The sequence below is a fragment of the Virgifigura deserti genome, from assembly GCA_003576685.1.
GTDB classification, from domain to species: Bacteria; Pseudomonadota; Alphaproteobacteria; order Dongiales; family Dongiaceae; genus Virgifigura; species Virgifigura deserti.
In genome coordinates this window covers 44,030-69,328 of sequence record QOZR01000009.1, presented here as the reverse complement: position 1 = coordinate 69,328, position 25,299 = coordinate 44,030, and the positions used below count along the sequence as shown (strand labels likewise).

Sequence of the window (25,299 nt, the reverse complement as noted above, 5' to 3'; positions counted from 1 at the left end):
CTGAGGCCGGCATTTGCGGACCCGCAAGGCATGATCAACGCAGCGGCAGCTACATCTCTGCCGTCAGCAAATTCGCATCACGCGCAAGGCGCCATCGCCCGTCAGGCTCCTTGCGCAGTATCGTGAGCGTGTAGCCGGATCGGCGTACCAGTGCCTCGTCGTCAGGTCGACTCATGCTCATCTCGATATATGTGCGAAGATAGGCCCAATCGCCCAGGACCTGAATCTCCTGAATGTCGCTCGTTCCGTCGATCCGGACATTCGTCATTCCTTCAGAGGCGGCCTCGAAGGCTTCTTTCCCGAACGGCTTTTGGCCAGGAACCATGAAGACGACGTCCTCCGTCATTAAGCTCAGCACCGTTCGGAGGTCGCCGGCCTTGGTGGCGGCGAGCCAAGTATCGACCAGTTCGCGAATGGCACGCTCGTCTTCCGTCAACTTTCTTGCTCCGTCGCCGTTCAGTGAAACATATCCCACGCCTCACCTACTCATAACGCAAGATTCAAATTGAGATATCGCGTTCCTTCCCGACGCGTTGACTCCGCGGTACTGCCTGCTATGATTTGATTATTATGCAGGCCTTTTGCATCACACATCGCTTTTTGCTCCGCGCCGGTAGCCTTCAAGCAGGCATCTTTCCCCGGGTCTGACCGGCGCGACTAAGGTCCCTGGCGCCCGCGATCCGGGGCAAATCTCCAAAGCTTCGACGACTTTCTGACTTGCCCTCCAGCTCCTTCGGGGTTGTGGCGCAGCATTGGGATTGTCATGTCATGGACAGCGGAACTTGCGCGAAGTGTCATACACGCCTGTCTCCCGCGGCCGCGGTTTGCGACAGCTGCGGCATGCCGGTGAGCGACAACGTCGTCCCGTTTCAACCAAGACCCTCGCCGAAGCAACCGTCGTCGGAAGATGACGGTCCAGGGCCGGGCAGTGCGGCTTAGAGGAAGCAGTTGCAAGCACAGCCGGCGGCCGAATTCAGGAAAGGAGGACCATGATGAGCCTACCCCATAAGTCTCCCCCCATCGTCGTGACGCGAAACGATCACGAGCGCCTGTCCGAGTTGACCTCGGCCGCTCTGCGGCAGATGCCGCATGTCGGCGAATTCCTCGCCGACGAGCTCGACCGTGCCCAGGTGGTCGACGCCGACAAGATTGCGCCGACCGTCGTCACGATGCACTCCCGCGTCGAGTTCAAGGACGATGCGACCGGGGAGCGCCGGACGATCACCCTTGTCTATCCGGGCGAGCAGGACATCGCCGAGGGCAAGGTCTCGATCCTCACGCCGATCGGCGCGGCGCTGCTCGGGCTCTCGGAGGGGCAATCGATCGAACGGGAGACGCCCAAGGGCGAGTGGAAGAGCCTGACCGTGGTCAAGCTACTGTTCCAGCCGCAAGCCGAACAGAGCCGCGACGCTCTGCCGTCAGCCTAAGTAAGTGCCGCTGCCTCTCGATGGACCTTGCCGAACTTTTGGAGGAGATCGCTCGGGAGGTCCGGCCCTATTTCGGCAAAGGCCGGGTTGCCTCCTACATCCCCGCGCTGCGGCGCGTGCCCGCCACCAAGTTCGGCATGGCGGTCAGCATGGTGGACGGCAGGGAATTCACCGTCGGTGATGTCGACGAGAAATTCTCGATCCAAAGCATCTCGAAGCTGCTCACGCTCATGCTTGCCATGAGCATCAGGGGAGACGAGGTGTGGCGGCGGGTCGGCAAGGAGCCGTCCGGCACGCCCTTCAACTCGCTAGTGCAGCTCGAGTACGAGAAGGGTGTGCCGCGCAACCCGTTCATCAATGCCGGGGCGCTGGTCGTGCTCGACTGCGTCATGGCGCGAACCGGGAAGGAGACGACGCAGGTCATCCTCGACTATGCCCGCGTGCTTTCGCGCGATTTCTCCGTCGACTATAACGCCAAGGTCGCCGCCTCCGAGCTGCGGGCAGCGCATCGGAACGCGGCAATCGCGAACCTGCTGCGATGCCACAAGACGATCCGGCATGACCCCGGCGATCTGCTCTCGGCGTACTGCCACCAATGCTCGCTGGAGATGAGCTGCTCGGATCTCGCCAGGACCTTTCTGCCGCTCGCCAATGCCGGCGTTTCGCCGATCCTGGAGGAAGCCGTCCTCACCGACCGACAGGCGCGGCGGATCAACGCGCTGATGATGACTTGCGGGATGTATGATTCGGTCGGCAGTTTCGCCTTCCGGGTCGGCCTGCCGGCGAAGAGCGGCGTGGGCGGCGGCATCGTCGCCGTCGTGCCGCGGCAATGCTGCATCGCCGTGTGGTCGCCGGAACTGGACCGTTCCGGAAATTCGCTGGTCGGCACCGCCGCGCTCGAGCTGTTCGTCCGGATGACCAAGATGTCGATCCTCTGAGCGGACCACGCCGGCAGTCGTCGGTCAGCCGAGGATCGCGCGGCGGCGCTCGAGGCTGGCGGCGGGCCATTGCGCCTGCAGATCGTAATAGGCATCGAACGCGGGGGTGCCTTCCGGTAGCGGAATCCAGGGCAGTTTCGACCGGACGTAGATATGCACGTCCGGGGGCAGCGCCGTTGGGTCGTCGAGCGTGCCGACACGGACGAAGCGGAGGGCGGGGCGGCCGCCATAGTTGCTCCAGATTGCGGTCCCACAGTCCGGGCAACGGTGGATTTCGTGCGGGCGGCCGCTATCGGTGGGCACCGCAACCGGCCTAGGATCGCCCGAAAGTAGCGTGATCCGGTCGGTCTCGATCAAGGCGTTGATGACGAAGGCGCTTCCCGTCTGCCGCTGACAGTCACGGCAATGGCAGCAATGCACGAACATCGGCGCGGAGCCGAGCCGATAACGCACTGCGCCGCAGGCGCAGCCGCCTTCCAGGCCGTCTTTCATCCGATCCCCCGTGCCGATGCCCTATCCTTGATGTGCGAATGCCCAGTACAGCTCGCGCGCGCGCGCGTAGATCGGGCCGGGCTGAAGGTTGCGTTGCTCGATGCGGGTGATCGGCAGCAGCTTGGCATGGTTGCCGCTCGAGAAGATCTCGTCGGCCTCCAGCACCTCCTGATAGCTCAATGTTCGCTCATGGACCGCAATGCCGGCCTTGCGCAGCAGCTTGACGAGTCGCTGGCGGGTGATGCCGTTGAGGAAGGTTCCGTTGGGCATCGGCGTGTGAGCGGCACCGTTCTTGGCGATCCATATGTTGGCGCAGCTGAACTCCGCCACATTGCCCAGCGCATCGAGCATGACCGCATCGTCGAAGCCCTTGTTCTTCGCTTCGCCTCTGGCGCGGCCAGCCTGGGCGTAGAGGCAGACCGCCTTGGCGTCGGTCGGCGCCGTCTCGGGTGTGGGGCGGCGATATCTCGACAGGCAGATGCTGGTTCCCGTCGGCTCAGGCAGCGGCGTTTCGATGACCGAGATCGCGATGCGCGTACTTTCCGGATCGGGCGCGATCCAGCCCTCCTCCGACCATAGGAAGGGCCGGATATAGAGCGGCGTCCCCTTCGGGAACCGGTCAATCCCCTCGCGGGCGATCTCCTCGATCTCGCCCGCCGTCAATGGCGAGCTAAGCCCCAGCGCTGTTGCGGAGCGGACGGCACGCGCGCAATGCAGGTCGAGGTCGGGCGTGGTTCCCTCGAACGCGCGGGCACCATCGAACACCGCCGTGCCCTGCCAGGTGGCATGCGACCAAGCCCCCATCAGCAGCGGGTTACCATCGACCCATCGGCCGTCGATGTAATGCCACGCGTTCATGCGACCTCTCCATGCGCTGTGCGCATCATGCGCCCCGAGGACGTCGTCTGCCGAGTGAGGCGAGTCAGAATAACCGGTGACCGTCGTTTGGCAACGGGACGGATTTCACAGCCGAAAGCGTAACCGCGATTACCCCGACAGGTTCCGCCAGGCGAGGCCGGCTTGGCGATAGAGCAGAAGGTCGCGAGCAAGCCGGCCGTCTGCGGCTTCATCCGGAATCCTATGGCTCTGCGCCCTGGCACGCGCACGTGCCAGCGTAGCATTACGGGCGCGGCGGTCGAACAGCGCACTCTGGGCCGCGGCTTCGACCATCCGGTCCCGCGGCAGGAGCGGGATCGGGCCGTCATAACGCCGCTCGATGGCGGCCAAGGTGAAAAGCGGGTTCGATCGGCTCATTGGCGCGTCCGAGCAGCGACGGCCGGTCATTGAAGCAGAATGCCGGTCGAAGGTCAAGGAATATAAGCCTATGACCTCTCCGGTCAAAAGCCCGCGGCCGGTCAAGATCTACTGGCTGGCCCAGATGATACGGGCCATCCAGACGATGTCGTCGCTGCCGAAGGTGAGGGGCGGATAGTTCGGGTTGAGGGAGACGAGCTCGATCTTGCGCGCGCTTTGCCGGATCAGCTGCTTCGCCATGATCTCTCCGGCGCGGGTCTTCAGCACGACCCGATCGCCACGTCGGAGACTGGCGGCCGGCGAGACGACGATGATGTCCCCCTCGCGATAGACCGGCTCCATGCTGTCGCCGGTGATCTCCAGCGCGTAGGCGTTGCTGTCGCTGACCTCGGGGAACTCGATCTCGTCCCAGCCATTGCCGGCGGGAAAGCCGGCGTCGTCGAAATAGCCGGCCTGGCCGGCTTGGGCATAGCCCAGGACCGGAAGCCGCGGCAGCGTGCCGCCGCCACGGCCGCTCTCGCCGATCAGGTTCAGAAAGCCGGACAGCGGCTCGCCGGTGCTCTCCAGGATCTTGGCAATGCTCTCCGTGCTGGGCCAGCGCAGCTTGCCCTCGCGGGTCTTCCGCTTGCTCTTGTTGAATGTGGTCGGGTCAAGACCCGAGCGTCGCGCCAGCCCCGAGGCCGACATGTCGTATTTGGCAGCGAGACGATCGATGGCCCGCCAGATATCTGAATGGCGCAGCATGGGAACAACTTCTTAGGAAATAAGGGGTTTGTCAGCAGGAAAAAAGGCCCCCTTTTCGCGCCGAGCAGGAAAATATGGCCATGACCCTGTCGGAAACCCACCCTTGGGGCCTGAACGCGCTATCTGTTCCGCAGTCGTACCTTTTGCTAGGGTCCGGCCGCATGTTGACGCTACCCCTCTCGACCATGACGGCCCTTCTGCGGCTTTTCCCACCGGAATCGGCCCACCGGCTGACGATTCGCACCCTGGCGGCGGGCCTCGTGCCGGCCGAGACGGCGCCGGACGATCCGATTCTCGCCACCCGCGTCTGGAACCTGGATCTGCCCAACCCGATCGGCCTCGCCGCCGGATTCGACAAGAACGCGGAGGCGTTCGCGGCGACGCTCGGCCTCGGCTTCGGATTTGTCGAGATCGGCAGCGTGACGCCGCGGCCCCAGCCCGGAAACCCGCGGCCCCGGCTGTTCCGCCTGGCCGAGGACGGCGCCGTGATCAACCGCCTCGGCTTCAACAATGACGGCCTCCAGCCGGTCGCGGCGCGGCTTCGCCGACGGCCGTCTGGCGGTCCGCGCTGCGGCATCGTCGGCGCCAATCTCGGCAAGAACCGCGACAGTGCGGACGCGGCGGCCGATTACGCGGCCGGTGTCGCCGCCTTGGCGCCCTTGGCGGATTACCTCGTCGTCAATGTGTCCTCGCCTAACACGCCGGGCCTGCGCGCGCTCCAGGGTCGAGAGCCGCTGGCCCACCTGATCGACGCTGTGCTGGCCGCGCGTCAACGGGCGGTGCCGACATCGCCGCCGCCGCTCCTGCTCAAGATCGCGCCGGACCTGACGGAGGAGGACAAGCACGACATCGCCGAGGTGGCGCTCGCCGCCCCCGTCGACGGGCTGATCGTCAGCAACACGACGATCGCGCGGCCGGCGGATCTTCGCGGCCGCCACGCCGGCGAGGCCGGCGGTCTCAGCGGCCGGCCGTTGTTCAAGCCGTCGACCGCCGTGCTGGCGGACATGTATCTACTGACCGGCGGCCGTTTGCCCCTGGTCGGGGCCGGCGGGGTCGCCAGCGGCGCCGACGCCTATGCCAAGATCCGAGCCGGCGCATCGCTGGTGCAGTTCTATACCGCGCTGATCTATGCCGGGCCCGGACTGGTCCGCCGAATCAAGCGGGAGCTGGCGGCCTGCCTTCGCGCTGATGGGTTCGCGAGCGTCGCGGACGCCGTCGGCGCCGATCACCGAAACGACCGAGGACCTTCATGACCATCCAGTCCGCTTTCCCTGCCGTTCCGATCCAATCCGGCCTGTCGGGCCTCGCCGACCACTATGACGGCTACATCATCGATTTGTGGGGCGTGCTGCATGACGGCGCGAAGGCCTATCCCGGCGCGGTCGACTGCCTGCGGCGGCTTCGCGAGCGCGGCAAGCGCATCGTGATCCTGTCCAACGCGCCGCGCCGGGCCGAGGCCGTCGCCCGCCGCACGGCCGAGATCGGCATCACGCCGGACCTCTACGATCATCTGCTGTCCTCTGGCGAGGAAGCCTGGCAATCGCTGCAGGCGAGGCAGGATCCTTGGTACGCGGAACTTGGACGCCGGCTCTGCCATCTCGGGCCGGCGCGCGACCGCGGCATGCTCGAGGGCCTCGACATCGACGAAGTGCCGGATGCCGCCGCGGCGGATTTCATTCTCGCGACCGGTCTCGACGGCCCGGAGGACAGCGTCGCCACCTATGAGCCGGCCCTCGCGGCCGGTGCCGCCCGTGGGATCCCCTTGATTTGCGCCAATCCCGACCTCGAGGTCGTGCGCGACGGCGTGCGCGAGCTCTGCGCCGGTGCTCTTGCCGCCCGCTACGAGGAGTTGGGCGGGGAGGTGCGGTATCATGGAAAGCCCTATCCGTCCGTCTACCGATCCTGCCTCGATCTTCTCAGCATCGCCGACCAGGCGCGGATTCTGGGGGTTGGGGATTCGCTGCGCACCGACATCGCCGGGGCCGCCGGCGCCGGTATCGATTCGCTGCTGGTCATCGGCGGCATCCATGCCGAGGAGTTGGCCATCCCACCCGGCGCGCCGCTCGATCCACAGCGGTTGGCGGCGCTCTCGGCACGGCTCGGCCACCAGCCGACGGCCTCGGTTCCGACCTTCACCTGGTAGGAGGTCGGCGAAAAATTCATACGAAACTTTCAAATACTTACGTCTATAGTGGGAAGGCAAAAGCAGCGGCCGGACGGTCGCCGATGCACCGCCCGGCGCCTGGTGCGACATCAGCAGGAGGCGTCCATGACGATGCGCAAGGAGTCTCTCGCGGGCGTTTTCTCACAGCAGCAGATTGGTCGGCGTCCCTTCAACACGGCCTTGGCGGCGCTCGGCATCGGTCTGATGACCGTGCCGTTGTTGCGTCGCCCTGCTGCCGCGGCATCCGACCTTACCTACTTCACTTGGTCCGGCTACGAAATTCCAGAGTTCCACAAGGCCTATGTCGAGAAGTACGGGGCCGGACCGGAGGCGAGCCTGTTCGGCGATGACGAGGAAGGCTTTCAGAAGATACGCGCGGGGTTCAGTCCCGACATTACCCATCCCTGCTTCGACAAGATCGATCGCTTCCGCGCCGCCGACCTGATCCAGCCGATCGACGTCTCGCGGATTCCCGAGTGGGCGAGCCTCTTCCCGTCCTTGACGAGCCTGCCGGGCGTTCAGTCCGACGGGCAGGTCTGGTTCGTTCCCTGGGATTGGGGCAACACCTCCATCCTCTACCGGACGGATCTCGTCGAGATCAAGGAAGAGTCTTGGAGCCTGCTCTGGGACGACCGCTATTCCGGGCGGATGGCGACGATCGACGCGATCCATGACACGCCGGTCGTTGCGGCGATCGTCGCCGGCGTCGATCCGTTCAACCTCTCCGATGCCGATCTTCCGAAGGTGCGGGCCGCGCTCGAGAAGCAGCGTCCGCTGGTCCGCATGTACACCACCGATATGACCAGCGTCGAGCAGGCGTTGGCGTCCGGTGAGCTGGTCGCGGCGATGACCTGGAACGATTCGATGGTGCGGCTGACGCAGCAGGGCCTCCCGGTCAAGTTCATGCAGCCGAAAGAAGGCATTCTCACCTGGGTCTGTGGCTATGTCCTGCACAAGGGCACGCCTAACCTCGACAAGGCTTACGACTTCATCAATGCTCGGCTGGCGCCGGAGTCGGGGGCTTATCTGATTAACGAGTACGGCTACGGCAACGCGAACCGGAAGGCGTTCGAACTCATCAGCGAGGCGCGCCTGGCGGAGCTCGGGCTGCCGAAGGATCCGTCGATCATGCTCGACAACAGCGTCGTGCTGCGGCCGATGCGCGATGCGGATGCCGTGACTCGCATGTTCGAAGAGGTCAAGGCCGGCTACTGACCGGCGCTGGCGCACCTTCCTCGAGACCGTGCGCCGCATGGACGAAGCGGCGCACGGTTCGCTATACTTCGCATCTGCGAAGAGAGGGAGCAGGGCCGGTGGCGGATTTCCCGAAGAAGACGATGGACGACTGGGCGGAGCTGGCGCGCAAGGAACTGCGCGGCCGGCCGCTGGACTCGCTCGACTGGACCACGCCGGAAGGCATCGCGGTCAAGCCGCTCTACACGGCCGCCGATCTCGAGGCCTTGGAACAGGTCGACAGCCTGCCCGGCTTCCCGCCTTACCTGCGCGGGCCGCGCGCCACCATGTATGCCAACCGGCCCTGGACCGTGCGGCAATATGCCGGCTTCTCGACAGCCGAGGACTCCAACGCCTTTTACCGGCAGAACCTCGCGGCCGGGCAGAAGGGGCTGTCGGTCGCCTTCGATCTGGCGACCCATCGCGGCTATGATTCGGACCATCCGCGCGTCGTCGGCGATGTCGGCAAGGCCGGGGTGGCGATCGATTCCGTCGAGGACATGAAGATCCTGTTCGACGGCATCCCGCTCGACGAGATGAGCGTGTCGATGACCATGAACGGCGCGGTGCTACCGGTGCTTGCCGGCTACATCGTCGCCGCCGAGGAACAGGGGGTGCGGCCGGACCAGCTCTCCGGCACGATCCAGAACGACATCCTCAAGGAGTTCATGGTCCGGAACACCTACATCTATCCGCCTGAGCCCTCGATGCGGATCGTCGCCGACATCATCGCCTATACGGCGGCGCACATGCCGAAGTTCAACTCGATCTCGATCTCCGGCTACCATATGCAGGAGGCGGGGGCGACGGCGGTGCAGGAGCTCGCCTTCACGCTCGCCGACGGGCTCGACTATGTGCGGGCGGCGCTGTCGCGCGGCCTCGATATCGACGCTTTCGCGCCGCGGCTGTCGTTCTTCTTCGCGATCGGCATGAACCTCTTCATGGAAGTTGCGAAGTTGCGCGCGGCGCGCCTTCTCTGGGCGCGGATGATGCAGCCGTTCGACCCGAAGAACCCGGCCAGCTTGGCGCTCCGGACCCACTGCCAAACCTCGGGCGTCAGCCTGACCGAGAAGGCGCCCTACAACAACGTGATCCGCACGACGATCGAGGCGCTGGCCGCGGCGCTCGGCGGCACCCAGTCGCTGCACACCAATGCGCTGGACGAGGCGCTCGCCCTGCCGACGCCGTTCTCCGCCGGCATCGCCCGCAACACCCAGCTGATCCTGCAGGAGGAGACGGGCATCACCAAGGTCGTCGACCCGCTGGGCGGCAGCTATTACGTCGAGGCGCTGACCGCGAGCCTCGCGGCCGAGGCCTGGGCACTGATCGAGGAGGTCGAGGCGCTGGGCGGCATGACCAAGGCCGTCGAATCGGGCATGCCGAAACTCCGTATCGAGGAGGCGGCGGCCCGGCGTCAGGCGCGCATCGACCGCGGCGAGGAGGTGATCGTCGGCGTCAATAAATATCGCTCGGCCGAAGACGAGAAGGTCGAGATTCTCGATATCGACAACAGCAAGGTCCGGGCATCGCAGATCGCCCGGCTGCAGCGGGTCCGCGAGACGCGCGATCCGGCGCGCTGCCGCGCCGCGCTCGAGGCCTTGACCAAGGCGGCGGCGAGCGGGGAGGGCAATCTGCTCGAGCTCTCGGTCGCGGCGGTTCGGGCACGGGCTACAGTGGGCGAGATCTCGGATGCGCTCGAGACCGTCTTCACCCGCCACCGGGCCACGACCCGCAGCATCTCCGGCGTCTATGGCGCAGCCTATGAGGGCGACGAGGGCTTCACCCGGATCCAAGGTGAAGTGCGCGCCTTCGCCGAGGCCGAGGGGCGCCGGCCGAGAATGCTCGTGGTCAAGCTCGGCCAGGATGGGCACGACCGCGGTGCCAAGGTCATCGCCACGGCCTTCGCCGATCTCGGATTCGATGTCGATGTCGGGCCGCTGTTCCAGACTCCCGACGAGGCGGCGCGCCAGGCGGTCGAGAACGATGCGCATGTCATCGGCGTCTCCTCCCAGGCAGCCGGCCACAAGACCCTGGTGCCGCAACTCGTCGACGCGCTGAAGGCGGCCGGGGCGGGCGACATCCTGGTGGTCTGCGGTGGCGTCATTCCGCCCCAGGACTACGAGTTCCTGCGGGCCAAGGGCGTCTCGGCGATCTATGGTCCGGGCACCAACATCCCGCTGGCGGCGGCAGAAATCCTCGACCTTATCCAGCGGCGCAAGGCGGCGTAACGCGTGGAGTATCGCCCTCTTCCACAAGAGGAGAGGGAGGAGTGGCGCTTGGCCTTCGGGGGTCGCGCACTTACCTAATGAGCATGCTGCACATTCCTCTCGTCGCCCCGCCACGGGCTGCGACGTCCTCTCCGGAGCCCCCGACATGACTTCCTTCACCGTGGACTCTTCACCCCTCAGGCGCCGGGGCAAGGGGCAGTGGGGCGCGCTCGTCGCGCTGCTGCCGAATCTCTGGCCGAAGGGCGATTGGGAACTCCGCACCCGCGTGGTGATCGCGCTGGTCTTCCTAGTGCTCGCCAAGCTCGCGACCGTCTATACGCCGATCTTCTTCAAGGGAATGGTCGACGCCCTGTCGGCCGAGGGCGCGGCTGCGCTGGTCGTCCCGGTCGGGTTGCTGCTGGCCTACGGCTTGGCGCGGGTCATGTCGCAGACCTTCGCGGAGCTGCGCGACGGCGTCTTCGCCAAGGTCGCGCAGCGCGCCATCCGCCGCGTCGCGCTGGCGACCTTCAACCATTTGCATCACCTGTCGCTGCGCTTCCATCTCGACCGGCAGACCGGCGGCTTGAGCCGCGCGGTCGAGCGCGGCGCGAAGGGTATCGAGTTCCTACTGTTCTTCGTCCTGTTCAACGTGCTGCCGACGATCCTCGAGATCGCACTCGTCTGCGGCATTCTCTGGACGCTCTATAATTTCTGGTTCGCCGCGGTCACCTTTGTCACCATCGTCGGCTATGTCTGGTACACCTTCGCGGTCACCAACTGGCGCATCAAGTACCGCCGCCGGATGAACGAGTCCGACAGCGAGGCGAACACCAAGGCGATCGACAGCCTGCTGAACTACGAGACGGTCAAGTACTTCAACAACGAGGCGCACGAATCGCGCCGCTACGACGTCGCCCTGCAGACCTACGAGAAGGCGGCGGTCAAGAGCAAGACCAGCCTCTCGCTCCTGAATGTGGGGCAGAGCGTGATCATCGCGCTCGGCGTGACGGCGATGATGGGGATGGCGGCCCGGGGCGTCGCCGCCGGCCGGATGACCGTCGGCGATTTCGTGCTGGTCAACGCCTATCTGATCCAGCTCTATATGCCGCTCAACTTCCTCGGCACTGTCTATCGCGAGATCCGCCAGTCGCTGATCGACATGGAATCGATGTTCGACCTGCTGCATGAGGATGTCGAGGTCGAGGACCGGCCCAGCGCTCCGGCGCTCAAGGCCGAGCGCGGGGCGGTCGCCTTCGAGAATGTCAGCTTCGGTTATGATCCGCGGCGGCCGATCCTGAAGGATGTCTCCTTCGCGGTCGATCCCGGGCATACCGTCGCGATCGTCGGCCCAAGCGGTGCCGGCAAGTCGACGATCTCGCGTCTCCTCTTCCGCTTCTATGACGTGAACGAGGGCCGCATCACCATCGACGGACAGGATATCCGCGACGTCCGGCAATCCACCCTGCGCGCCGCCATCGGCATCGTTCCGCAGGACACGGTGCTGTTCAACGACACGGTCTATTACAACATCGCCTATGGCCGCCCCGACGCCACGCGCGAGGAGGTCGAGGCGGCGGCGCGGCTCGCCCGCATACACGACTTCATTCTGGCGCTGCCCGACGGCTACGACACGCGGGTCGGCGAGCGCGGTTTGAAGCTGTCCGGCGGCGAAAAGCAGCGCGTCGCGATCGCCCGCACGATCCTGAAGCGGCCGGCGGTGCTGCTGTTCGACGAGGCGACCTCGGCGCTCGACACCCACACGGAGAAGGAGATCCAGAAGAGCCTGCGCGAGGTCTCCGCCGACCGCACGACGCTGATGATCGCCCACCGCCTGTCGACCGTGATCCATGCCGACGAGATCTTGGTGCTGGAGGCCGGCCGGATCGTCGAGCGCGGCCGCCATGGCGACCTGCTGGCGCTCGGCGGCAGATACGCCGCGATGTGGGCGCGCCAGCAGGAAGCGGAAGAGGAGAAGCGGCTGGTCGAGGCCGTTTAAGCACCGGCTCTACAGCGGCTTCCGCCCGCTGAACAGTGCGTGCCCCGCCTTCATCCAGTGGACGTCGACTGCCTCCAGCCCGGCCTCCGCCATCCAGCGGAGCTGGTCGAACAGCGAGGAGGGCTGGTCGATCGGATCCGCCTCCAGATCGCGATAATAGTTCCAGCCCTCCGCCCGGAACCGGTCGAACGCTGTCTCATTGCCGTCGATCTCGCGGGCGCGGCGGCGAACCTCGTCGTCCCAGGCCTGCGCCGCCAGGGCGGCGGCCTGCGGCGTCGCCGGCGAGACGAGGTCGGCGATGATCAGCGCGCCGCCGGATGCAAGCGCGGCCGCCATGTCGCGGAACAGCGCCTGCTTGCTCGGCCCGTCCAGATGATGGATCGCAAGCGACGAGACGACGGCGCGCAGCGGAAAGTCGAACTGCCGCCAGCCGGGTGCGGCGAGATCGAACAGCCGGGTTTCGAGGCGGCCGGCGTCTGTCCCGGCAAGCCGGATCGTGCTGTCCAGCATCGTCCGCGAACCGTCGAGGGCGTGGAGCCTGACGGCGGGAAAGCGCGTCAGAATCGCGCGGGACAGCAGTCCCTCGCCGCAGCACAGCTCGACGGCATCCGGGGCGTTCGGGAGATCCGGAATCAGGTCGCAGATCGCCGCGATTTGTGCCTCCCGCTCCGGGACGTAATAGCGGCCGAGATCGATGAAATGGGCCGATGTCTCCTCGGTCCATCCGGCAGGCTGAGCCTTCTCGGATTGCGCCATGTCCCGTCCTTTCCTTGCGGTTCCCGAACGTCGAGCATGTGGCGTCGGGCCGGGGTTAGTCCACGGCTTGTTAACGGGTCTTCGGTTCTTATTCCCGGTCGAAACGCCGTTTCGGGGCTTTGCATGAGTTTGATTTCCAGACTGTTCGGAGCAGCCGGGATCAGGCGCCGCGCGGCGCCGGCAGATGATGCCCGGGAGCAGCGCCGGGAACTCGGCAAGCAGTTGATGACGCCCGAGCGGGAGGCGCTCATCGCGCGTGCCATGGCGGTAAGACGGGCGAAGCAGGACCTACTCGGAGACCTCGCCGATTCCGCCGGTACGAAGCGTGTCGCCGACGTAATCCGTCGCATGATGGACGACAAGCGGTAGGGTCAATCGTCTGCTTGCTGTCTCCGCTGCCGCGGACTTTAACTTTCGGTGTCGTGGCGATAGGTTATGGGCATGACTCCTGCCTTGACGCATATCGCGATGCATGTGCGCGACCTTCCTGCCGTGGTCGCCTTCTACCGCGAGTTCTGCGGCATGCGGCCGGTGCATGAGCGGGCGCAGTCGGACAGCGGCAAATCCATCGTCTGGTTGGCCGAGCCGGGGCGCGAAAAGGAATTCATCATCGTCCTGCTGCCCGGCGGCCCCGGTCGCGATCAGGCCGAAACCGATTTCAGCCATCTGGGCTTCGCGCTGGAGAGCCGCGAGGCGGTCGATGCGATCGCCCGCCGCGGCGAGAGTGCCGGCTGTCTCGCCTGGCCGCCGCGGGAGGATGACTATCCCGTCGGCTATTATTGTGGCCTGCGCGATCCGGACGGCAATTTCGTCGAATTCAGCTATGGCCAACCGCTCGGCCCCGGCGCGCCCGATGGGGACTGAGACCGCTTGAACGACCGTCCCAATCCGGCCACGCAGCCCAGCGACCTTGCCGCGCGCGTTCTCGCCGGCGATCGCCGGGCGCTGGCGCGCGCCATTACGATGATCGAATCGACGCGGGCCGACCATCGCCGTGAGGCGGAGGACCTGCTGTCGCGGCTGCTGCCGGCGACGGGCCGATCTATCCGCCTTGGCATCTCCGGCGCGCCGGGCGTCGGCAAATCGACCTTCATCGAGAGCTTCGGCCAGCACGTGATCGAACAGGGCCACCGCATCGCGGTGCTGGCCGTCGACCCCTCATCGCGGGTCAGTGGCGGTTCGATCCTCGGCGACAAGACGCGCATGGCCGAGCTGGCGCGGCAGGAGCAAGCCTTCATCCGGCCGTCGCCCGCCGGCGACAGCCTCGGCGGGGTGGCGCGACGCACGCGCGAGACGCTGCTCGCCTGCGAGGCGGCAGGGTTCGACGTGGTGGTGGTGGAGACCGTCGGCGTCGGCCAGTCGGAAACCGCCGTGGCCGATATGGTCGACATGTTCATCCTGCTGCTTATGCCAGGCGGTGGCGACGATCTTCAGGGCATCAAGCGCGGCATCGTCGAATTGGCCGACCTTTTGCTGGTCAACAAGGCGGATGGCGATCTGGCGGCCGCGGCCGGCCGGACTGCGGCCGAGTACCGGAACGCGCTGCGCCTGTTGCGGCCCGCCTCGGCGGCCTGGACGCCACAGGTCCTGCAGTGCTCAGGCCTCACCGGCGCCGACATGCCCGAGGTGTGGCAGGCGGTGGAGCACTATCGAGCGGCGCTTTCCGAGCATGGTGAGATCGCCCGCCGCCGCGCCACGCAGGCGCGGAGCTGGCTGCGGGCCGAGCTGTCGGACAGCCTGCTGGCGGCGCTGAAGGCGCATCCAGAGATCGCGCGGCGGCTGCCCGCGCTGGAGGCCGAGGTGGCTCAGGGCAGGGTGACGCCGACGACGGCTGCCCGGACGCTCCTCTCCGCCTTCCTCGGCGAGGAGAAGGCGCCGTAGCGCCGGGGGGCGAATCCAGATGAGGAGGTGGTCATGACGTCAATGAACGCGGATGATGGTGAGGCCGGCGTCATAGCCGGTCGCTCATTGCGGTTCCGGCAGGCGCGGCGCGAGGAGGTGCCCGCGATCGTGCGGCTGCTCGCCGACGACGCACTGGGCTCCAGTCGCGAGCACTATGCGGAGCCTCTTCCGCAAGCCTATTGGGACGCCTTCGACGCGATCGCCGCGCGACCCGACAATCTGCTGATCGTCGCGGAGATGGATGGGGCCGTGGTCGGCTGCCTGCAGCTCACGCTTATTCCGGGCCTGACGCGGCTGGGGGCTTGGCGGGCGCTGATCGAGGGCGTGCGCGTCGATTCGCGTTGCCGAGGCCAGCGGGTCGGCGAACGCCTCCTGCGGTATGCGATCGACCAAGCCCGGGCCCAAGGGTGCCGCCTCGTCCAGCTGACCACCGACAAGACGCGCAGCGACGCGCACCAGTTCTATGAGAGGTTGGGCTTCGTCGGCAGCCATCTCGGGATGAAGCTGGCGCTGGATTGACCGGTGATCGCAGCTCTGCCTTGTTAAGGATTGGGTTAACGATCGGCCGGCGTGTTCGGCCTTGACGATCCGGCGCGTCTGCCGTAAAACCCCGGCTTCTCCGGGCCGCCAGGGCCCGGTTTTGTCATTTTCCCGAGAGAGGAATGCGGTCATGGCACGACGCTGCGCCGTCACCGGAAAGGGCGTTCAGACCGGCAACAACGTCAGTCACGCCAATAATAAGTCCCGTCGCCGCTTTCTGCCGAATCTGCAGGAAACGTCGCTTCTGAGCGATGCGTTGGGGCAGATGGTCCGGCTGCGGCTGACGACCCATGCGATTCGGACGATCGAGCATAATGGTGGGCTCGACGCCTACCTGCTCGGCACCAACGATTCGAAGCTGACGGATGAGACGCGGCGCCTGAAGCGGCGCATCGTCAAGGCCGCCGCGGTTGCCGGCGAGGCTGCCTGACAGCCAGGCGCCGAACGGCCGGAGTCGGAAAAGCCCGCGTGACCCGCGGGCTTTTCTGTTATGGGCGCCTCCCGAAAGAAGGCTGTCTCGCCGCCATTCTCCTGGCGCGCCTAGAAACTGATTCATCGGTCAGACTGGGTCAACCTGATCGGATCGTACTCTAGGTTAACAAGACATAAAGGAAATCGTGGCAAAACCGACTGCGCCGCGTTCAGCCGTCGCGTGACGGGGGCAGGAAAGGCCGAACGCTTCTCGAGGGGCCAGTCACCGTGTTCACGCAACTGCGTTCATTCTGCATCGCCGCTATCGCGCTGCTCATCATGTCCGGCTGTGCGCCTGTCGCGGTAGAGGAAGGTGCGGTCGCGGAAAGTGTGATCGTTCTCGAACCGAAGCGAACGGCCACCTACACGCTTATGGAGTGGGGGGACGATATCGTCTGCGGCTTCGACCGGGCGCCTTACCCGCTAACTGTCCGCGAGGACGACCTGCAGACGGGGGAGGTGGGGGCCGGCTTCAGGAACTGGTTCCGGCACGAAGACCAGTGCCGGCGCCGCTACACCTGGATTCATCAGGCATTCGTGGAGTTCGACACGCAGCCGCTTCGCGATCTCGGGCGAGCCACTGCGATTCGCAGCGCGACGCTGCGGTTTCATGAGCGGCCGCTGAGCGCCGGTCAGCCGCCGCAATTGGTTCGATCGGTGGCGGACGGTCTTTCCTCCACAAACTGCCCCATGCTTCGCGCCCCCGCGGAATCCTGGGAGCGGGGATGGCATGATGTCAGGGCCAGGGCCGATCTGATCGAGACCGGCAGGTTTCCGTTCACCCGGACCGTTTCACTCGGCCTGCCGGGCATCAATGATCGCGAGATCGACGTCACCAAGTTCGTCCAGCGACTCGTCCCGCGCCCGGAGAGACCTTTCGAGCTTGCCTTCGAATCGATATCGGACCTGTTCTATCAGAACAACAACGAGTTCTGCATGGAGATCCTCGGCGGGTTCAGCGTGGCCATCGAGTATGAGAAAATCGGGAGGGCGGAGCCGTGATGTCGGCCTGCGGTCGGTAACCTCTGCACACGCCAGGCCAGCTAGTTCGCTTGCCATTCCTGCCGAACCTCGGAATCGGCCTCGTTCCGTAGATGATGCGCCCGCAGCTCTTCGAAGCGGGCAGGATCGGCGAGTTGCGCCAGGGCCCAGACGGCCGCGCCGCGCACCAGCGGCGCCGCGTCGTCGAGCAGCGCCTCGATCCGTTCGGCTTGTCCCGAATCGCTGGAGTTGCCGAGCGCGACCAGGACGTTACGGACGAAGCGGTCGCGCCCGACTCGCTTGATCGGCGAGCCGGAGAACAGGGCGCGGAAGGCGGAATCGTCGAGGTCGGCGAGATCCGCGAGGCGTGGCGCGGTCAGCTCCGCCCGCGGCTGGAAGGCGAACTCGGCCGTCCGCGACGCGAACTTGTTCCAGGGGCATACCGCGAGACAGTCGTCACAGCCATAGATCCGATTGCCCATCGCCCGGCGGAACGCGCGCGGGATCGGGCCCTTATGCTCGATCGTGAGATAGGAGATGCAGCGCCGGGCGTCGAGTCGATAGGGCGCGGGAAAGGCCTTGGTCGGACAGGCATCGAGACAGCGGCGGCAGGCGCCGCAATGGTCCGTCTCGCTTTCGTCCGGCGGCAGGTCGAGCGTCGTGAAGATCTCGCCCAGGAACAGCCAGGAGCCAAACCGGCGCGACACCAGATTGGTGTGCTTGCCCTGCCAGCCGATGCCGGCCTTCTCGGCCGCAGGCTTCTCCATCACCGGCGCGGTATCGACGAAGACCTTGAGCTCGCAGCCATAGCTTCGGTGGATCCAGCCGCCGAGCTGCTTCAGCCGAGATTTGACGACGTCGTGATAGTCCTTGCCCTGGGCATAGACGGAGACGATCCCGCGATCCGGCCGGTCGAGCAGCGCCAGCGGGTCGTGGCCCGGCCCGTAGTTCATGCCCAGCGCAACGATGCTGCGCGCCTCCGGCCAGAGCGTGCGCGGATCGGCCCGCCGTTCGAACGTCTCCTGCATCCAGCCCATATCGCCCTGCTGGCCCTCGGCGAGGAAGTCGGCAAGATGCTGCTTCGTGGAGGTGTCCGCCTTGGCCGTGGCAAAACCGACCGTGCCGAATCCAAGCTCGATCGCCTTAGCGCGAATGGCGTCCTTGATTGCCGCCGGATCGGTTTCTTTGGCTCCTTGCATCACTCGTCCGGGAAGTCGGGCCTCGCCGTTCGACAGCTCAGGGTGAGGTCCTCATGCTGAGCCTGTCGAAGCATGTAGGTTGGAGGGCTTAGTGGTCATCCCCGCCCGCGATAGGGCGCGACGCCCTGATCGGGAATCCACACGCCTTCCGGTGCCGGACCGGTCTGGTAGAACACGTCGATCGGCATGCCGCCGCGCGGGTACCAATAGCCGCCGATGCGCAGCCAGATCGGCTGCAGCACCGCCTCGAGCCGCCGCGCGATGGTCAGGGTGCAGTCCTCGTGGAACGCGCCGTGGTTGCGGAACGCGCCGAGATAGAGCTTCAGCGACTTGCTCTCCACCAGCCGCTCGTCCGGGACATAGTCGATCACCAGATGGGCGAAGTCCGGCTGGCCGGTGATCGGGCAGAGCGAGGTGAACTCCGGGCAGGTGAAGCGGACGAGATAGCGGGCGTCGCGCTGCGGGTTGGGCACGGTCTCCAGCACCGCCTCTTCTGGAGAGGCGGGCAGGGAAGCCTTGCCGCCGAGCTGCGTCAGGGACTCGTAGATGGAATCGGTCATGAGATGCGATGGCTCCAGAGCATATGCATCGATTGTCATGCCCGGGCTTGACCCGGGCATCCACGGACCCGCGGGTCACACGAAAAAGAGCGGTCGCGTCACAGCGGCTCGATATCGCCCAGTTCTTGCTGTGCGGCGAAATCGGCGGCCCAGGCCTCCAGGGCGCCGGCCGCGATCGCCTGCCGCAGTCCGGCCATGAGATCCTGATAATATTGAAGATTATGCCAACTCAGCAGGATCTGGCCAAGCATCTCGCCGGCGCGCCACAGGTGATGGAGATAGGCGCGGGCGTAGCCGGTGCAAGCCGGGCAGCCGCAGTTCTCGTCGAGCGGCCGCGGATCGTCGCGGTGACGGGCGTTGCGGATATTGACCGGCCCGCGCCGGGTGAAGGCCTGGCCGGTGCGGCCCGAGCGGGTCGGCAGGACGCAATCGAACATATCGATGCCGCGCCGCACCGCGCCGACGATGTCGGCCGGCTTGCCGACGCCCATCAGATAGCGCGGCCGAGCGGCCGGCAGCAGGCCGACGGTGCGGTCCAGCGTCCGGAACATCAATTCCTGCCCCTCGCCGACGGCGAGCCCGCCGACCGCATAGCCGTGAAAGCCGATCCGGGTCAGCGCCTCGGCGGATTCGGCCCGCAGGTCCGGATAGACGCTGCCCTGCACGATGCCGAACAGGCCATAGCCCGGCCGATCGACGAAGGCCGCCTTCGACCGCTCCGCCCAGCGCATCGACAGCCGCATCGAGGCGGCGGCCTCGGCCTCCTCGACGGGGTAAGGGGTGCATTCGTCGAAGGCCATTATGATGTCCGCGTCCAGCGCATGCTGGATCGCGATTGACCGCTCCGGCGTGAGCTCGTGCGGGCTGCCGTCGATGTGGGAGCGAAAGGTGACGCCGCGCTCGTCGATCTTTCGCAGCTGTGTCAGCGACATCACCTGATAGCCGCCGGAATCGGTCAGGATCGGCCGCGGCCAGTTCATGAACCGATGCAGGCCGCCCAGCCGTTCGACGCGCTCCGCCCCCGGGCGCAGCATCAGATGGTAGGTGTTGCCGAGCAGGATCTGGGCGCCGGTCGCAGCCACCGCCTCAGGCATCATCGCCTTGACCGTCGCGGCCGTGCCGACCGGCATGAAGGCCGGCGTTTCGATTGGGCCATGAGCGGTTTCGATCCTGCCCAGCCGCGCCGCGCCGTCGGTGGCGATCAGGTGGAATCGAAAGGGGCGGCCAGAGGGGGTCAAGACGTCTTCTCCCGATGCAGGAGGCAGCAATCGCCGTAGGAATAGAAGCGATAATTCGCCGCCTTGGCATGCGCGTAGGCCGCCTGCATCCGCGCGAGCCCCGAAAAGGCCGACACCAGCATGAACAGGGTCGAGCGTGGCAGGTGGAAATTGGTGAGTAGCAGATCCGCCGCCTTGAACCGATAGCCGGGCGTGATGAAGATGTCGGTTTCCCCGGAGAAAGGATGCAGCCGCCCCGCCTCGTCGGCCACCGTCTCGAGGAGCCGCAGGCTCGTCGTGCCCACCGCGACGATGCGCCCGCCCGCCGCCCGCGCCGCGTTGATCGCCTCGGCCGCCGCGGGGGCGATCACGCCGATCTCGGCATGCATGACATGGTCGCGTAGGTCCTCGACCTTGACCGGCAGGAAGGTTCCCGCGCCGACATGCAGGGTCACGGTCGCGCGCCGGACGCCGCGAGCGTCGAGCGCCGCGAGCAGCTCCGGCGTGAAATGGAGGCCGGCGGTGGGGGCGGCGACAGCGCCGTCCTCGCGCGCGAAGATGGTCTGGTAATCCGCCTGGTCCCGCGCGTCAGGCCCCTCCGGGCGCTTGATGTAGGGCGGCAGCGGCGTGTGCCCCCATTGCCGCAGGGCCTCCAGCAGCGCGGCGCCCGACCGGTCGAAGCCGAGCGCGACTTCGCCGGCCTCGCCCTTCTCCAGGACCTCGGCCGAGAAATCGGGCGCGAACATGATCCTGTCTCCGACGCGGAGCTTCCGCGCCGGACGGGCGAAGGCCAGCCAGCGATCTTCGGCCACGCGCTTGTGCAGGGTGATTCCGACCGTCGCCGTTCCGCGCTTGCCGCTGAGCTGCGCAGGAATGACCCGAGTGTCGTTGAACACCAGGATGTCGCCCGGCCGCAGCAGGGCCGGCAGGTCGCGCACGCTCCAGTCGCGATCGGTCTCAGCCACCTCCAGCAGCCGCGCGGCATCCCGGGGCACGGCGGGCCGGTCGGCGATCAACGCGCGCGGCAGATCGAAGTCGAACGCGTCGACTTTCATGCATCGGCTCCTCGTCGGAACGGGTGGCGAACGGGTCCGCAGGATATAGACCAGCCACCCCGACGGGAAAAGCTTTGGGAAAGCTTTTGGCCGGGAAAGCGCCCGGATAGCTGCGGACAACCAAGGGCGCGGAACAGATGGGAATTATCCGACCATGTCTCAAGAAGTGCGGCAGGCGGGCTGATGTCAGGGCCGCAGCAGGAACTGCAGCAGGAGCGTCCGCTGCAGCATGCTTCGGTTGTCATCCGAGAGGAGATAGATGAGCGTGCCGCCGCCCGGCGCCGGCGCTGCGGCGAGCGCCTCGAAGTTGTCGACGCTCAGCGGCAGGGTCAACTCAGCGATCGGCTGTCCGGTGAGCCGGATGCCGGGGCGGATCTCCGTCGCCGAGAGGATCGATAGCCGTGCCGCCGGACCGCCGATCGGGCTATAGCGCCGCTCCAGCAACAGAACGTCGCCGTCCGGCAGCAGGGCGAGATCGGTCGGCTTGAAGCGGCCGGTGCGGGCCAGGCTGATCTCGGCCCATCCATTGGCCGCGCTAATCCAGCCGCGAATATCGCCCGCCGCGTCTGCGCCGTCCTCGCTCAACAGCAGGATGCGCCCTGGCCCCAGTACCGCCATCGCCTCGATACCGCCATTGCCAGGCAGATTTGTTATCGTATCCGGCGGTTCGACGGGTTTCGCGGCCGCCTGAAAGGGATCGTCGGCCGGGCCGTAGCGCCAGATCCGATGGTCGCGCTCGAAGGCTACGAGGAGGCTGCCGTCGGTGTCACGCGCGAGCCCTTCCGCATCGGCCCGCCGCTTTCCCGCGAGAGGATGGCCCTTCTCATCGAGCAGCGGCGCGATCACACCGTCGCTGACGCCCGTCAGCCGGCCGTCCATATCGTGATGGAGCGTGAAGGTGATCCAGAACCCGAGGTCGGACAGGGCCAGCAGCCGACTGCCATCCGCCGTGAGCCGCATGCTGGACAGGCCGCCCCAGTCCTCGGCGTCGCTCCGCAGCTCGAATCCGGCCAGATAGTCGATCCAGTCAACCTTGCTTTGGTCCGGCTCTCGCGGGTTCAGCGGGATCGATTGCGCGTCGATTTCGACGGGCGCGGCTGCGGCATTCGCCGTCGGGAAAAGAAAGAGCCAAGCGAGGAAGGCGCACCGGATCGCGGATCGGGAAAGGAGCTGCGCCGAACGGCGATCGGGCGCGTTCCGCGTCACGCGAAAGCCGGTGAGGCCTATCGCCGGCCGCCGGCCGCGCGCCGCGTGGCGGGCCCGCGCCGCGCTCCGGAGCCTCTCGCCGAGCTGGCGTCTTCGTCGAAGAGCTCGGCCAGCTTCTCCAACATCGCGCCGCCAAGCTGCTCGGCGTCGACGATCGTCACGGCCCGGCGGTAGTATCGCGTGACGTCGTGCCCGATGCCGATGGCGATCAGCTCCACCGGCGACGCGGTCTCGATCCATTCGATGGCGTCGCGCAGATGACGCTCGAGATAGTTGCCCGGATTGACCGACAGGGTCGAATCGTCGACCGGGGCCCCGTCGGAGATCACCATCAGGATACGGCGCTGCTCCGGCCGGGCGATCAGACGGTTATGCGCCCAGAGCAGCGCCTCGCCGTCGATATTCTCCTTCAGAATACCTTCCCGCAGCATCAGGCCAAGGCTCTTGCGCGCGCGCCGCCACGGCGCGTCCGCCGGCTTGTAGATGATGTGGCGCAGATCGTTCAGGCGACCCGGGTTGGTCTGTTTCCCGCCAGCGATCCAGCGCTCGCGCGAATGGCCGCCTTTCCACATCCGCGTGGTGAAGCCCAGCACCTCGACCTTGACGCCGCAGCGCTCCAGCGTACGGGCGAGAATGTCGGCGCTCATCGCCGCGACGGTGATCGGCCGGCCGCGCATCGAGCCCGAATTATCGATCAGTAGCGTGACGACGGTATCGCGAAACTCGGTGTCCTTCTCCCGCTTGTAGGAGAGCGGAATCACCGGATTGATGACGATGCGCGACAGTCGGGCGCTGTCGAGCAGGCCTTCCTCGAGGTCGAATTCCCAGGCGCGCGACTGCTTGGCCATCAGGCGCCGCTGCAGCCGGTTCGCCAGCTTCGACACCACGGCATGAAGGCTCGAGAGCTGCTGGTCGAGCAGCTGGCGCAGTCGCGTCAACTCGTCGGCATCGCACAGCTCGACCGCGTCGACCACCTCGTCGAACTCGGTGGTGAAGGGATGATAGGCAGGTTCGTTGCGGATATTGTGCCGGGCGTCGACGGGCGGTCGGCCTGGCCGGCCGGGATCGTCCTCGCCGCCTTCGCCGCGCATCTCCGTATCGCTGTCCGCAGCCGTGCTGTCGGTTCCGTCTTCGCCCTCCTCGGCCTCGTGCCCCTCCATGGCGGCGGCCGAGTCCGTCGCCTCCTCGGCGCCCGATTCGCCCTGACCCTGGTTCAACTCGTCCTGGCTGTTATCGCCCTCGCTCTCCGACTCCTCCTCGGCGGGGCTGGCTTCCTCGGCGCCGACATCGATATCCAGATCGGTCAGCAACTGCCGCACTGCTTTTGCATAGGCGCCCTGGTCGTTCATCAGCCGGGCCAAACGGGCGACGTCCTGATAGACGCGATCGTCGAGGTTGGGCCGCCACAGCTCGACCATCCGCCGGGCGCTCGGCGGCGGCGGCGCCCCGGTCATCGCCTCGCGCACCAGAAGCCGAATCACCTCGGCAAGCGGTGCGTTCTCGCGCTCGGTGATCCGGCCATAGCCGCACTGTTGACAGTGCTCGTCGAGGGCAGCGGCAAGATTCTCGGAGACACCGACCATCGTCCGCGCGCCGAGCGCCTCGATCCGGGCCTGCTCGACAGCATCGAAGACGCCGCGGGCGACGTCGCCGGCCGGCGTTTCGCGCTGGTGCAGGGCGGCGTCGTGATGTCGCAGGCGCAACGCGATCGCGTCGGCCTCGCCACGGATCTGAGCGACTTCACTTGCCGGCAGTTCGCGCGAGGGCATCGGCAATCGGGCGTCGCCGCCGCTCAGGCTGCTCTGCCCCAGGTTCTGCCCCGTGTTCTGCCCGGGCGCGAAGGTCACGGTGATATCGTCGCGTTCGGCGATCGCGCGCAACGCTGCGCCGGTTACGCGGCGGAATTCCTCGACGGCGCTGCTGTCCTTCTGGATCATTCTCTTGCGATCGGACTTGGCCCGCCTCAGACCAGCATCGTCTTGACGCCGGCATCCTTCAGCTCGGTGCCGAAGCAGCGCTGGTAATATTCGGCCACGATCGACCGCTCGACCTCGTCGCACTTGTTCAGGAACGTCACCCGGAAGGCGAAGGCGACATCGTTGAAGATCTTGGCGTTCTCGGCCCAGGTGATGACCGTGCGGGGCGACATGACGGTCGAGATGTCGCCGTTGACGAAACCGGCGCGCGTCAAGTCGGCCAGCGCCACCATCGCGCTCACCTTCGTCCGACCCTCCTCGGTGTCATAGCTTGGCGCCTTGGCCAGGATGATCTTTACCTCGTCGTCATGCGGCAGGTAGTTCAGGGTGGCGACGATGTTCCAGCGGTCCATCTGGCCCTGGTTGATCTGCTGCGTCCCGTGATAGAGGCCCGTGGTGTCGCCGAGGCCGACTGTATTGGCCGTCGAGAACAGGCGGAAGGCGGGATGCGGGCGGATCACCCGGTTCTGGTCGAGCAAGGTCAGCTTGCCCTCGACCTCGAGCACGCGCTGGATCACGAACATGACGTCCGGCCGGCCGGCGTCGTACTCGTCGAAGACGAGCGCGGTCGGATTCTGCAGTGCCCAGGGGAGGAGCCCCTCCCGGTATTCCGTGACCTGCTTGCCGTCCTTGAGGACGATCGCGTCCTTGCCGATCAGGTCGATTCGGCTGATGTGGCTGTCGAGATTGACCCGAATGCAGGGCCAGTTCAGCCGCGCCGCCACCTGCTCGATATGGGTCGACTTGCCGGTGCCATGATACCCCTGGATCATGACGCGACGGTTGTAGGCGAAGCCGGCGAGGATCGCGAGCGTCGTATCATGATCGAAGCGATAGGCTTCGTCGATATCCGGAACATGCTCGCCCGGCTGGCTGAACGCCGGAACCTGCATGTCGCAGTCGATACCGAAGGTCTGCTCCACCGAGATCGTGATGTCGGGGACCGTCATGCCGGCGGCCGAAGGGGTTGTCTGAACTGCC

At 66.3% G+C, this 25,299-nt stretch carries 26 protein-coding genes; 13 read left to right on the top strand and 13 right to left on the bottom strand.

What is annotated here, in order from left to right; translation table 11 throughout:
• Positions 1–49: 49 nt before the first annotated feature.
• A complete protein-coding gene (locus DT069_RS16105) occupies positions 50–436 on the bottom strand; it encodes an SgcJ/EcaC family oxidoreductase (RefSeq protein WP_119461341.1) in 387 nt (128 codons plus the stop codon).
• 553 nt (positions 437–989) lie between these two features.
• Here DT069_RS16105 and rnk point away from each other — a divergent pair.
• Positions 990–1,427, top strand: a complete 438-nt coding sequence (rnk, locus tag DT069_RS16100) for a nucleoside diphosphate kinase regulator (RefSeq protein ID WP_119461340.1) — start codon at positions 990–992, stop codon at positions 1,425–1,427.
• Positions 1,428–1,447: 20 nt separating this feature from the next.
• Positions 1,448–2,365, top strand: a complete 918-nt coding sequence (locus DT069_RS16095; RefSeq protein WP_119461339.1) for a glutaminase — start codon at positions 1,448–1,450, stop codon at positions 2,363–2,365.
• Positions 2,366–2,389: 24 nt separating this feature from the next.
• Here DT069_RS16095 and DT069_RS16090 read toward each other — a convergent pair whose 3' ends face one another.
• The 4 genes from DT069_RS16090 to DT069_RS16075 all read right to left on the bottom strand — a co-directional run bounded on the left by DT069_RS16090 (position 2,390) and on the right by DT069_RS16075 (position 4,855).
• Positions 2,390–2,857: a GFA family protein gene (locus DT069_RS16090; protein ID WP_119461338.1), complete on the bottom strand. Its 468-nt coding sequence runs from the start codon at positions 2,855–2,857 to the stop codon at positions 2,390–2,392.
• A gap of 21 nt (positions 2,858–2,878) precedes the next feature.
• Entirely contained in the window at positions 2,879–3,715 is an 837-nt protein-coding gene (locus tag DT069_RS16085) for a branched-chain amino acid aminotransferase (RefSeq protein ID WP_119461337.1), read from the bottom strand.
• A 129-nt stretch (positions 3,716–3,844) separates the two neighbouring features.
• Entirely contained in the window at positions 3,845–4,111 is a 267-nt protein-coding gene (locus DT069_RS16080) for a hypothetical protein (RefSeq protein WP_119461336.1), read from the bottom strand.
• A gap of 108 nt (positions 4,112–4,219) precedes the next feature.
• Positions 4,220–4,855, bottom strand: a complete 636-nt coding sequence (locus tag DT069_RS16075; RefSeq protein WP_119461335.1) for a S24 family peptidase — start codon at positions 4,853–4,855, stop codon at positions 4,220–4,222.
• 185 nt (positions 4,856–5,040) lie between these two features.
• On the opposite strand from DT069_RS16075, the gene DT069_RS16070 reads away from it, so the two are divergent.
• The 5 genes from DT069_RS16070 (at position 5,041) to DT069_RS16050 (ending at position 12,455) form a co-directional block, all read left to right on the top strand.
• The gene (locus DT069_RS16070; RefSeq protein ID WP_425450325.1) at positions 5,041–6,108 is read left to right on the top strand and encodes a quinone-dependent dihydroorotate dehydrogenase; all 1,068 of its coding nucleotides are present in this window, start codon (positions 5,041–5,043) and stop codon (positions 6,106–6,108) included.
• Positions 6,105–6,998 carry a TIGR01459 family HAD-type hydrolase gene (locus DT069_RS16065; protein WP_119461334.1) on the top strand — a complete coding sequence of 298 codons (894 nt, stop codon included), beginning with the start codon at positions 6,105–6,107 and terminating at the stop codon, positions 6,996–6,998. The genes DT069_RS16070 and DT069_RS16065 overlap by 4 nt, the downstream gene beginning before the upstream one ends.
• A 126-nt stretch (positions 6,999–7,124) precedes the next feature.
• Positions 7,125–8,234, top strand: coding sequence for an ABC transporter substrate-binding protein (locus tag DT069_RS16060; RefSeq protein WP_425450293.1), 1,110 nt, complete (start codon positions 7,125–7,127; stop codon positions 8,232–8,234).
• A 98-nt stretch (positions 8,235–8,332) separates the two neighbouring features.
• Entirely contained in the window at positions 8,333–10,480 is a 2,148-nt protein-coding gene (gene scpA, locus DT069_RS16055; protein ID WP_119461333.1) for a methylmalonyl-CoA mutase, read from the top strand.
• 145 nt (positions 10,481–10,625) lie between these two features.
• Positions 10,626–12,455: an ABCB family ABC transporter ATP-binding protein/permease gene (locus DT069_RS16050; RefSeq protein WP_119461332.1), complete on the top strand. Its 1,830-nt coding sequence runs from the start codon at positions 10,626–10,628 to the stop codon at positions 12,453–12,455.
• A 9-nt stretch (positions 12,456–12,464) separates the two neighbouring features.
• On the opposite strand, the gene DT069_RS16045 is transcribed toward DT069_RS16050, so the two are convergent.
• Positions 12,465–13,211: a class I SAM-dependent methyltransferase gene (locus DT069_RS16045; RefSeq protein WP_119461331.1), complete on the bottom strand. Its 747-nt coding sequence runs from the start codon at positions 13,209–13,211 to the stop codon at positions 12,465–12,467.
• Between the two features lie 123 nt (positions 13,212–13,334).
• Here DT069_RS16045 and DT069_RS16040 point away from each other — a divergent pair, with 123 nt between their 5' ends.
• From DT069_RS16040 to DT069_RS16015, 6 genes are all read left to right on the top strand, one after another.
• Entirely contained in the window at positions 13,335–13,580 is a 246-nt protein-coding gene (locus DT069_RS16040; protein WP_119461330.1) for a hypothetical protein, read from the top strand.
• A gap of 72 nt (positions 13,581–13,652) precedes the next feature.
• Positions 13,653–14,075 carry a VOC family protein gene (locus DT069_RS16035; RefSeq protein WP_119461493.1) on the top strand — a complete coding sequence of 141 codons (423 nt, stop codon included), beginning with the start codon at positions 13,653–13,655 and terminating at the stop codon, positions 14,073–14,075.
• A 6-nt stretch (positions 14,076–14,081) separates the two neighbouring features.
• A complete protein-coding gene (gene meaB / locus DT069_RS16030; protein WP_119461329.1) occupies positions 14,082–15,092 on the top strand; it encodes a methylmalonyl Co-A mutase-associated GTPase MeaB in 1,011 nt (336 codons plus the stop codon).
• A 33-nt stretch (positions 15,093–15,125) separates the two neighbouring features.
• Positions 15,126–15,632, top strand: coding sequence for a GNAT family N-acetyltransferase (locus DT069_RS16025; protein WP_425450292.1), 507 nt, complete (start codon positions 15,126–15,128; stop codon positions 15,630–15,632).
• A gap of 151 nt (positions 15,633–15,783) precedes the next feature.
• Entirely contained in the window at positions 15,784–16,083 is a 300-nt protein-coding gene (gene rpmB, locus DT069_RS16020) for a 50S ribosomal protein L28 (protein ID WP_119461327.1), read from the top strand.
• 269 nt (positions 16,084–16,352) lie between these two features.
• Positions 16,353–17,126, top strand: coding sequence for a hypothetical protein (locus DT069_RS16015; protein ID WP_119461326.1), 774 nt, complete (start codon positions 16,353–16,355; stop codon positions 17,124–17,126).
• Between the two features lie 41 nt (positions 17,127–17,167).
• Here the strand turns inward: DT069_RS16015 and queG are convergent, their stop codons facing one another.
• The 7 genes from queG to cobS form a co-directional block, all read right to left on the bottom strand.
• Positions 17,168–18,304 carry a tRNA epoxyqueuosine(34) reductase QueG gene (gene queG, locus DT069_RS16010; RefSeq protein WP_119461325.1) on the bottom strand — a complete coding sequence of 379 codons (1,137 nt, stop codon included), beginning with the start codon at positions 18,302–18,304 and terminating at the stop codon, positions 17,168–17,170.
• A 95-nt stretch (positions 18,305–18,399) separates the two neighbouring features.
• Positions 18,400–18,864 carry a preQ(1) synthase gene (gene queF / locus DT069_RS16005; RefSeq protein ID WP_119461492.1) on the bottom strand — a complete coding sequence of 155 codons (465 nt, stop codon included), beginning with the start codon at positions 18,862–18,864 and terminating at the stop codon, positions 18,400–18,402.
• A 98-nt stretch (positions 18,865–18,962) separates the two neighbouring features.
• Positions 18,963–20,102, bottom strand: a complete 1,140-nt coding sequence (gene tgt, locus DT069_RS16000; protein WP_119461324.1) for a tRNA guanosine(34) transglycosylase Tgt — start codon at positions 20,100–20,102, stop codon at positions 18,963–18,965.
• On the bottom strand, positions 20,099–21,136 hold the full coding sequence (queA, locus tag DT069_RS15995; protein WP_119461323.1) for a tRNA preQ1(34) S-adenosylmethionine ribosyltransferase-isomerase QueA: 1,038 nt from the start codon (positions 21,134–21,136) through the stop codon (positions 20,099–20,101). Before queA ends, tgt begins: the two co-directional genes overlap by 4 nt.
• A gap of 186 nt (positions 21,137–21,322) precedes the next feature.
• Positions 21,323–22,342, bottom strand: coding sequence for an esterase-like activity of phytase family protein (locus DT069_RS15990; protein ID WP_119461322.1), 1,020 nt, complete (start codon positions 22,340–22,342; stop codon positions 21,323–21,325).
• Positions 22,343–22,359: 17 nt separating this feature from the next.
• On the bottom strand, positions 22,360–24,279 hold the full coding sequence (gene cobT, locus DT069_RS15985; protein WP_119461321.1) for a cobaltochelatase subunit CobT: 1,920 nt from the start codon (positions 24,277–24,279) through the stop codon (positions 22,360–22,362).
• 26 nt (positions 24,280–24,305) lie between these two features.
• Positions 24,306–25,268 (bottom strand): cobaltochelatase subunit CobS, encoded by a 963-nt coding sequence (gene cobS / locus DT069_RS15980; protein WP_425450324.1) that lies wholly within the window; start codon positions 25,266–25,268, stop codon positions 24,306–24,308.
• Positions 25,269–25,299 lie beyond the last annotated feature (31 nt).

Coding starts and splice junctions, on each gene's coding strand:
- cobS (WP_425450324.1), bottom strand. CDS start 25,268: ATGACGGTCCCCGACATCACGATCTCGGTGGAGCAGACCTTCGGTATC.
- DT069_RS16095 (WP_119461339.1), top strand. CDS start 1,448: ATGGACCTTGCCGAACTTTTGGAGGAGATCGCTCGGGAGGTCCGGCCC.
- DT069_RS16085 (WP_119461337.1), bottom strand. CDS start 3,715: ATGAACGCGTGGCATTACATCGACGGCCGATGGGTCGATGGTAACCCG.
- rpmB (WP_119461327.1), top strand. CDS start 15,784: ATGGCACGACGCTGCGCCGTCACCGGAAAGGGCGTTCAGACCGGCAAC.
- DT069_RS16090 (WP_119461338.1), bottom strand. CDS start 2,857: ATGAAAGACGGCCTGGAAGGCGGCTGCGCCTGCGGCGCAGTGCGTTAT.
- DT069_RS16045 (WP_119461331.1), bottom strand. CDS start 13,211: ATGGCGCAATCCGAGAAGGCTCAGCCTGCCGGATGGACCGAGGAGACA.
- queA (WP_119461323.1), bottom strand. CDS start 21,136: ATGAAAGTCGACGCGTTCGACTTCGATCTGCCGCGCGCGTTGATCGCC.
- queG (WP_119461325.1), bottom strand. CDS start 18,304: ATGCAAGGAGCCAAAGAAACCGATCCGGCGGCAATCAAGGACGCCATT.
- DT069_RS16060 (WP_425450293.1), top strand. CDS start 7,125: ATGACGATGCGCAAGGAGTCTCTCGCGGGCGTTTTCTCACAGCAGCAG.
- DT069_RS16075 (WP_119461335.1), bottom strand. CDS start 4,855: ATGCTGCGCCATTCAGATATCTGGCGGGCCATCGATCGTCTCGCTGCC.
- DT069_RS16080 (WP_119461336.1), bottom strand. CDS start 4,111: ATGAGCCGATCGAACCCGCTTTTCACCTTGGCCGCCATCGAGCGGCGT.
- cobT (WP_119461321.1), bottom strand. CDS start 24,279: ATGATCCAGAAGGACAGCAGCGCCGTCGAGGAATTCCGCCGCGTAACC.
- DT069_RS16025 (WP_425450292.1), top strand. CDS start 15,126: ATGACGTCAATGAACGCGGATGATGGTGAGGCCGGCGTCATAGCCGGT.
- DT069_RS16035 (WP_119461493.1), top strand. CDS start 13,653: ATGACTCCTGCCTTGACGCATATCGCGATGCATGTGCGCGACCTTCCT.
- DT069_RS16040 (WP_119461330.1), top strand. CDS start 13,335: ATGAGTTTGATTTCCAGACTGTTCGGAGCAGCCGGGATCAGGCGCCGC.
- queF (WP_119461492.1), bottom strand. CDS start 18,864: ATGACCGATTCCATCTACGAGTCCCTGACGCAGCTCGGCGGCAAGGCT.
- rnk (WP_119461340.1), top strand. CDS start 990: ATGATGAGCCTACCCCATAAGTCTCCCCCCATCGTCGTGACGCGAAAC.
- DT069_RS16050 (WP_119461332.1), top strand. CDS start 10,626: ATGACTTCCTTCACCGTGGACTCTTCACCCCTCAGGCGCCGGGGCAAG.
- DT069_RS16065 (WP_119461334.1), top strand. CDS start 6,105: ATGACCATCCAGTCCGCTTTCCCTGCCGTTCCGATCCAATCCGGCCTG.
- DT069_RS16070 (WP_425450325.1), top strand. CDS start 5,041: ATGACGGCCCTTCTGCGGCTTTTCCCACCGGAATCGGCCCACCGGCTG.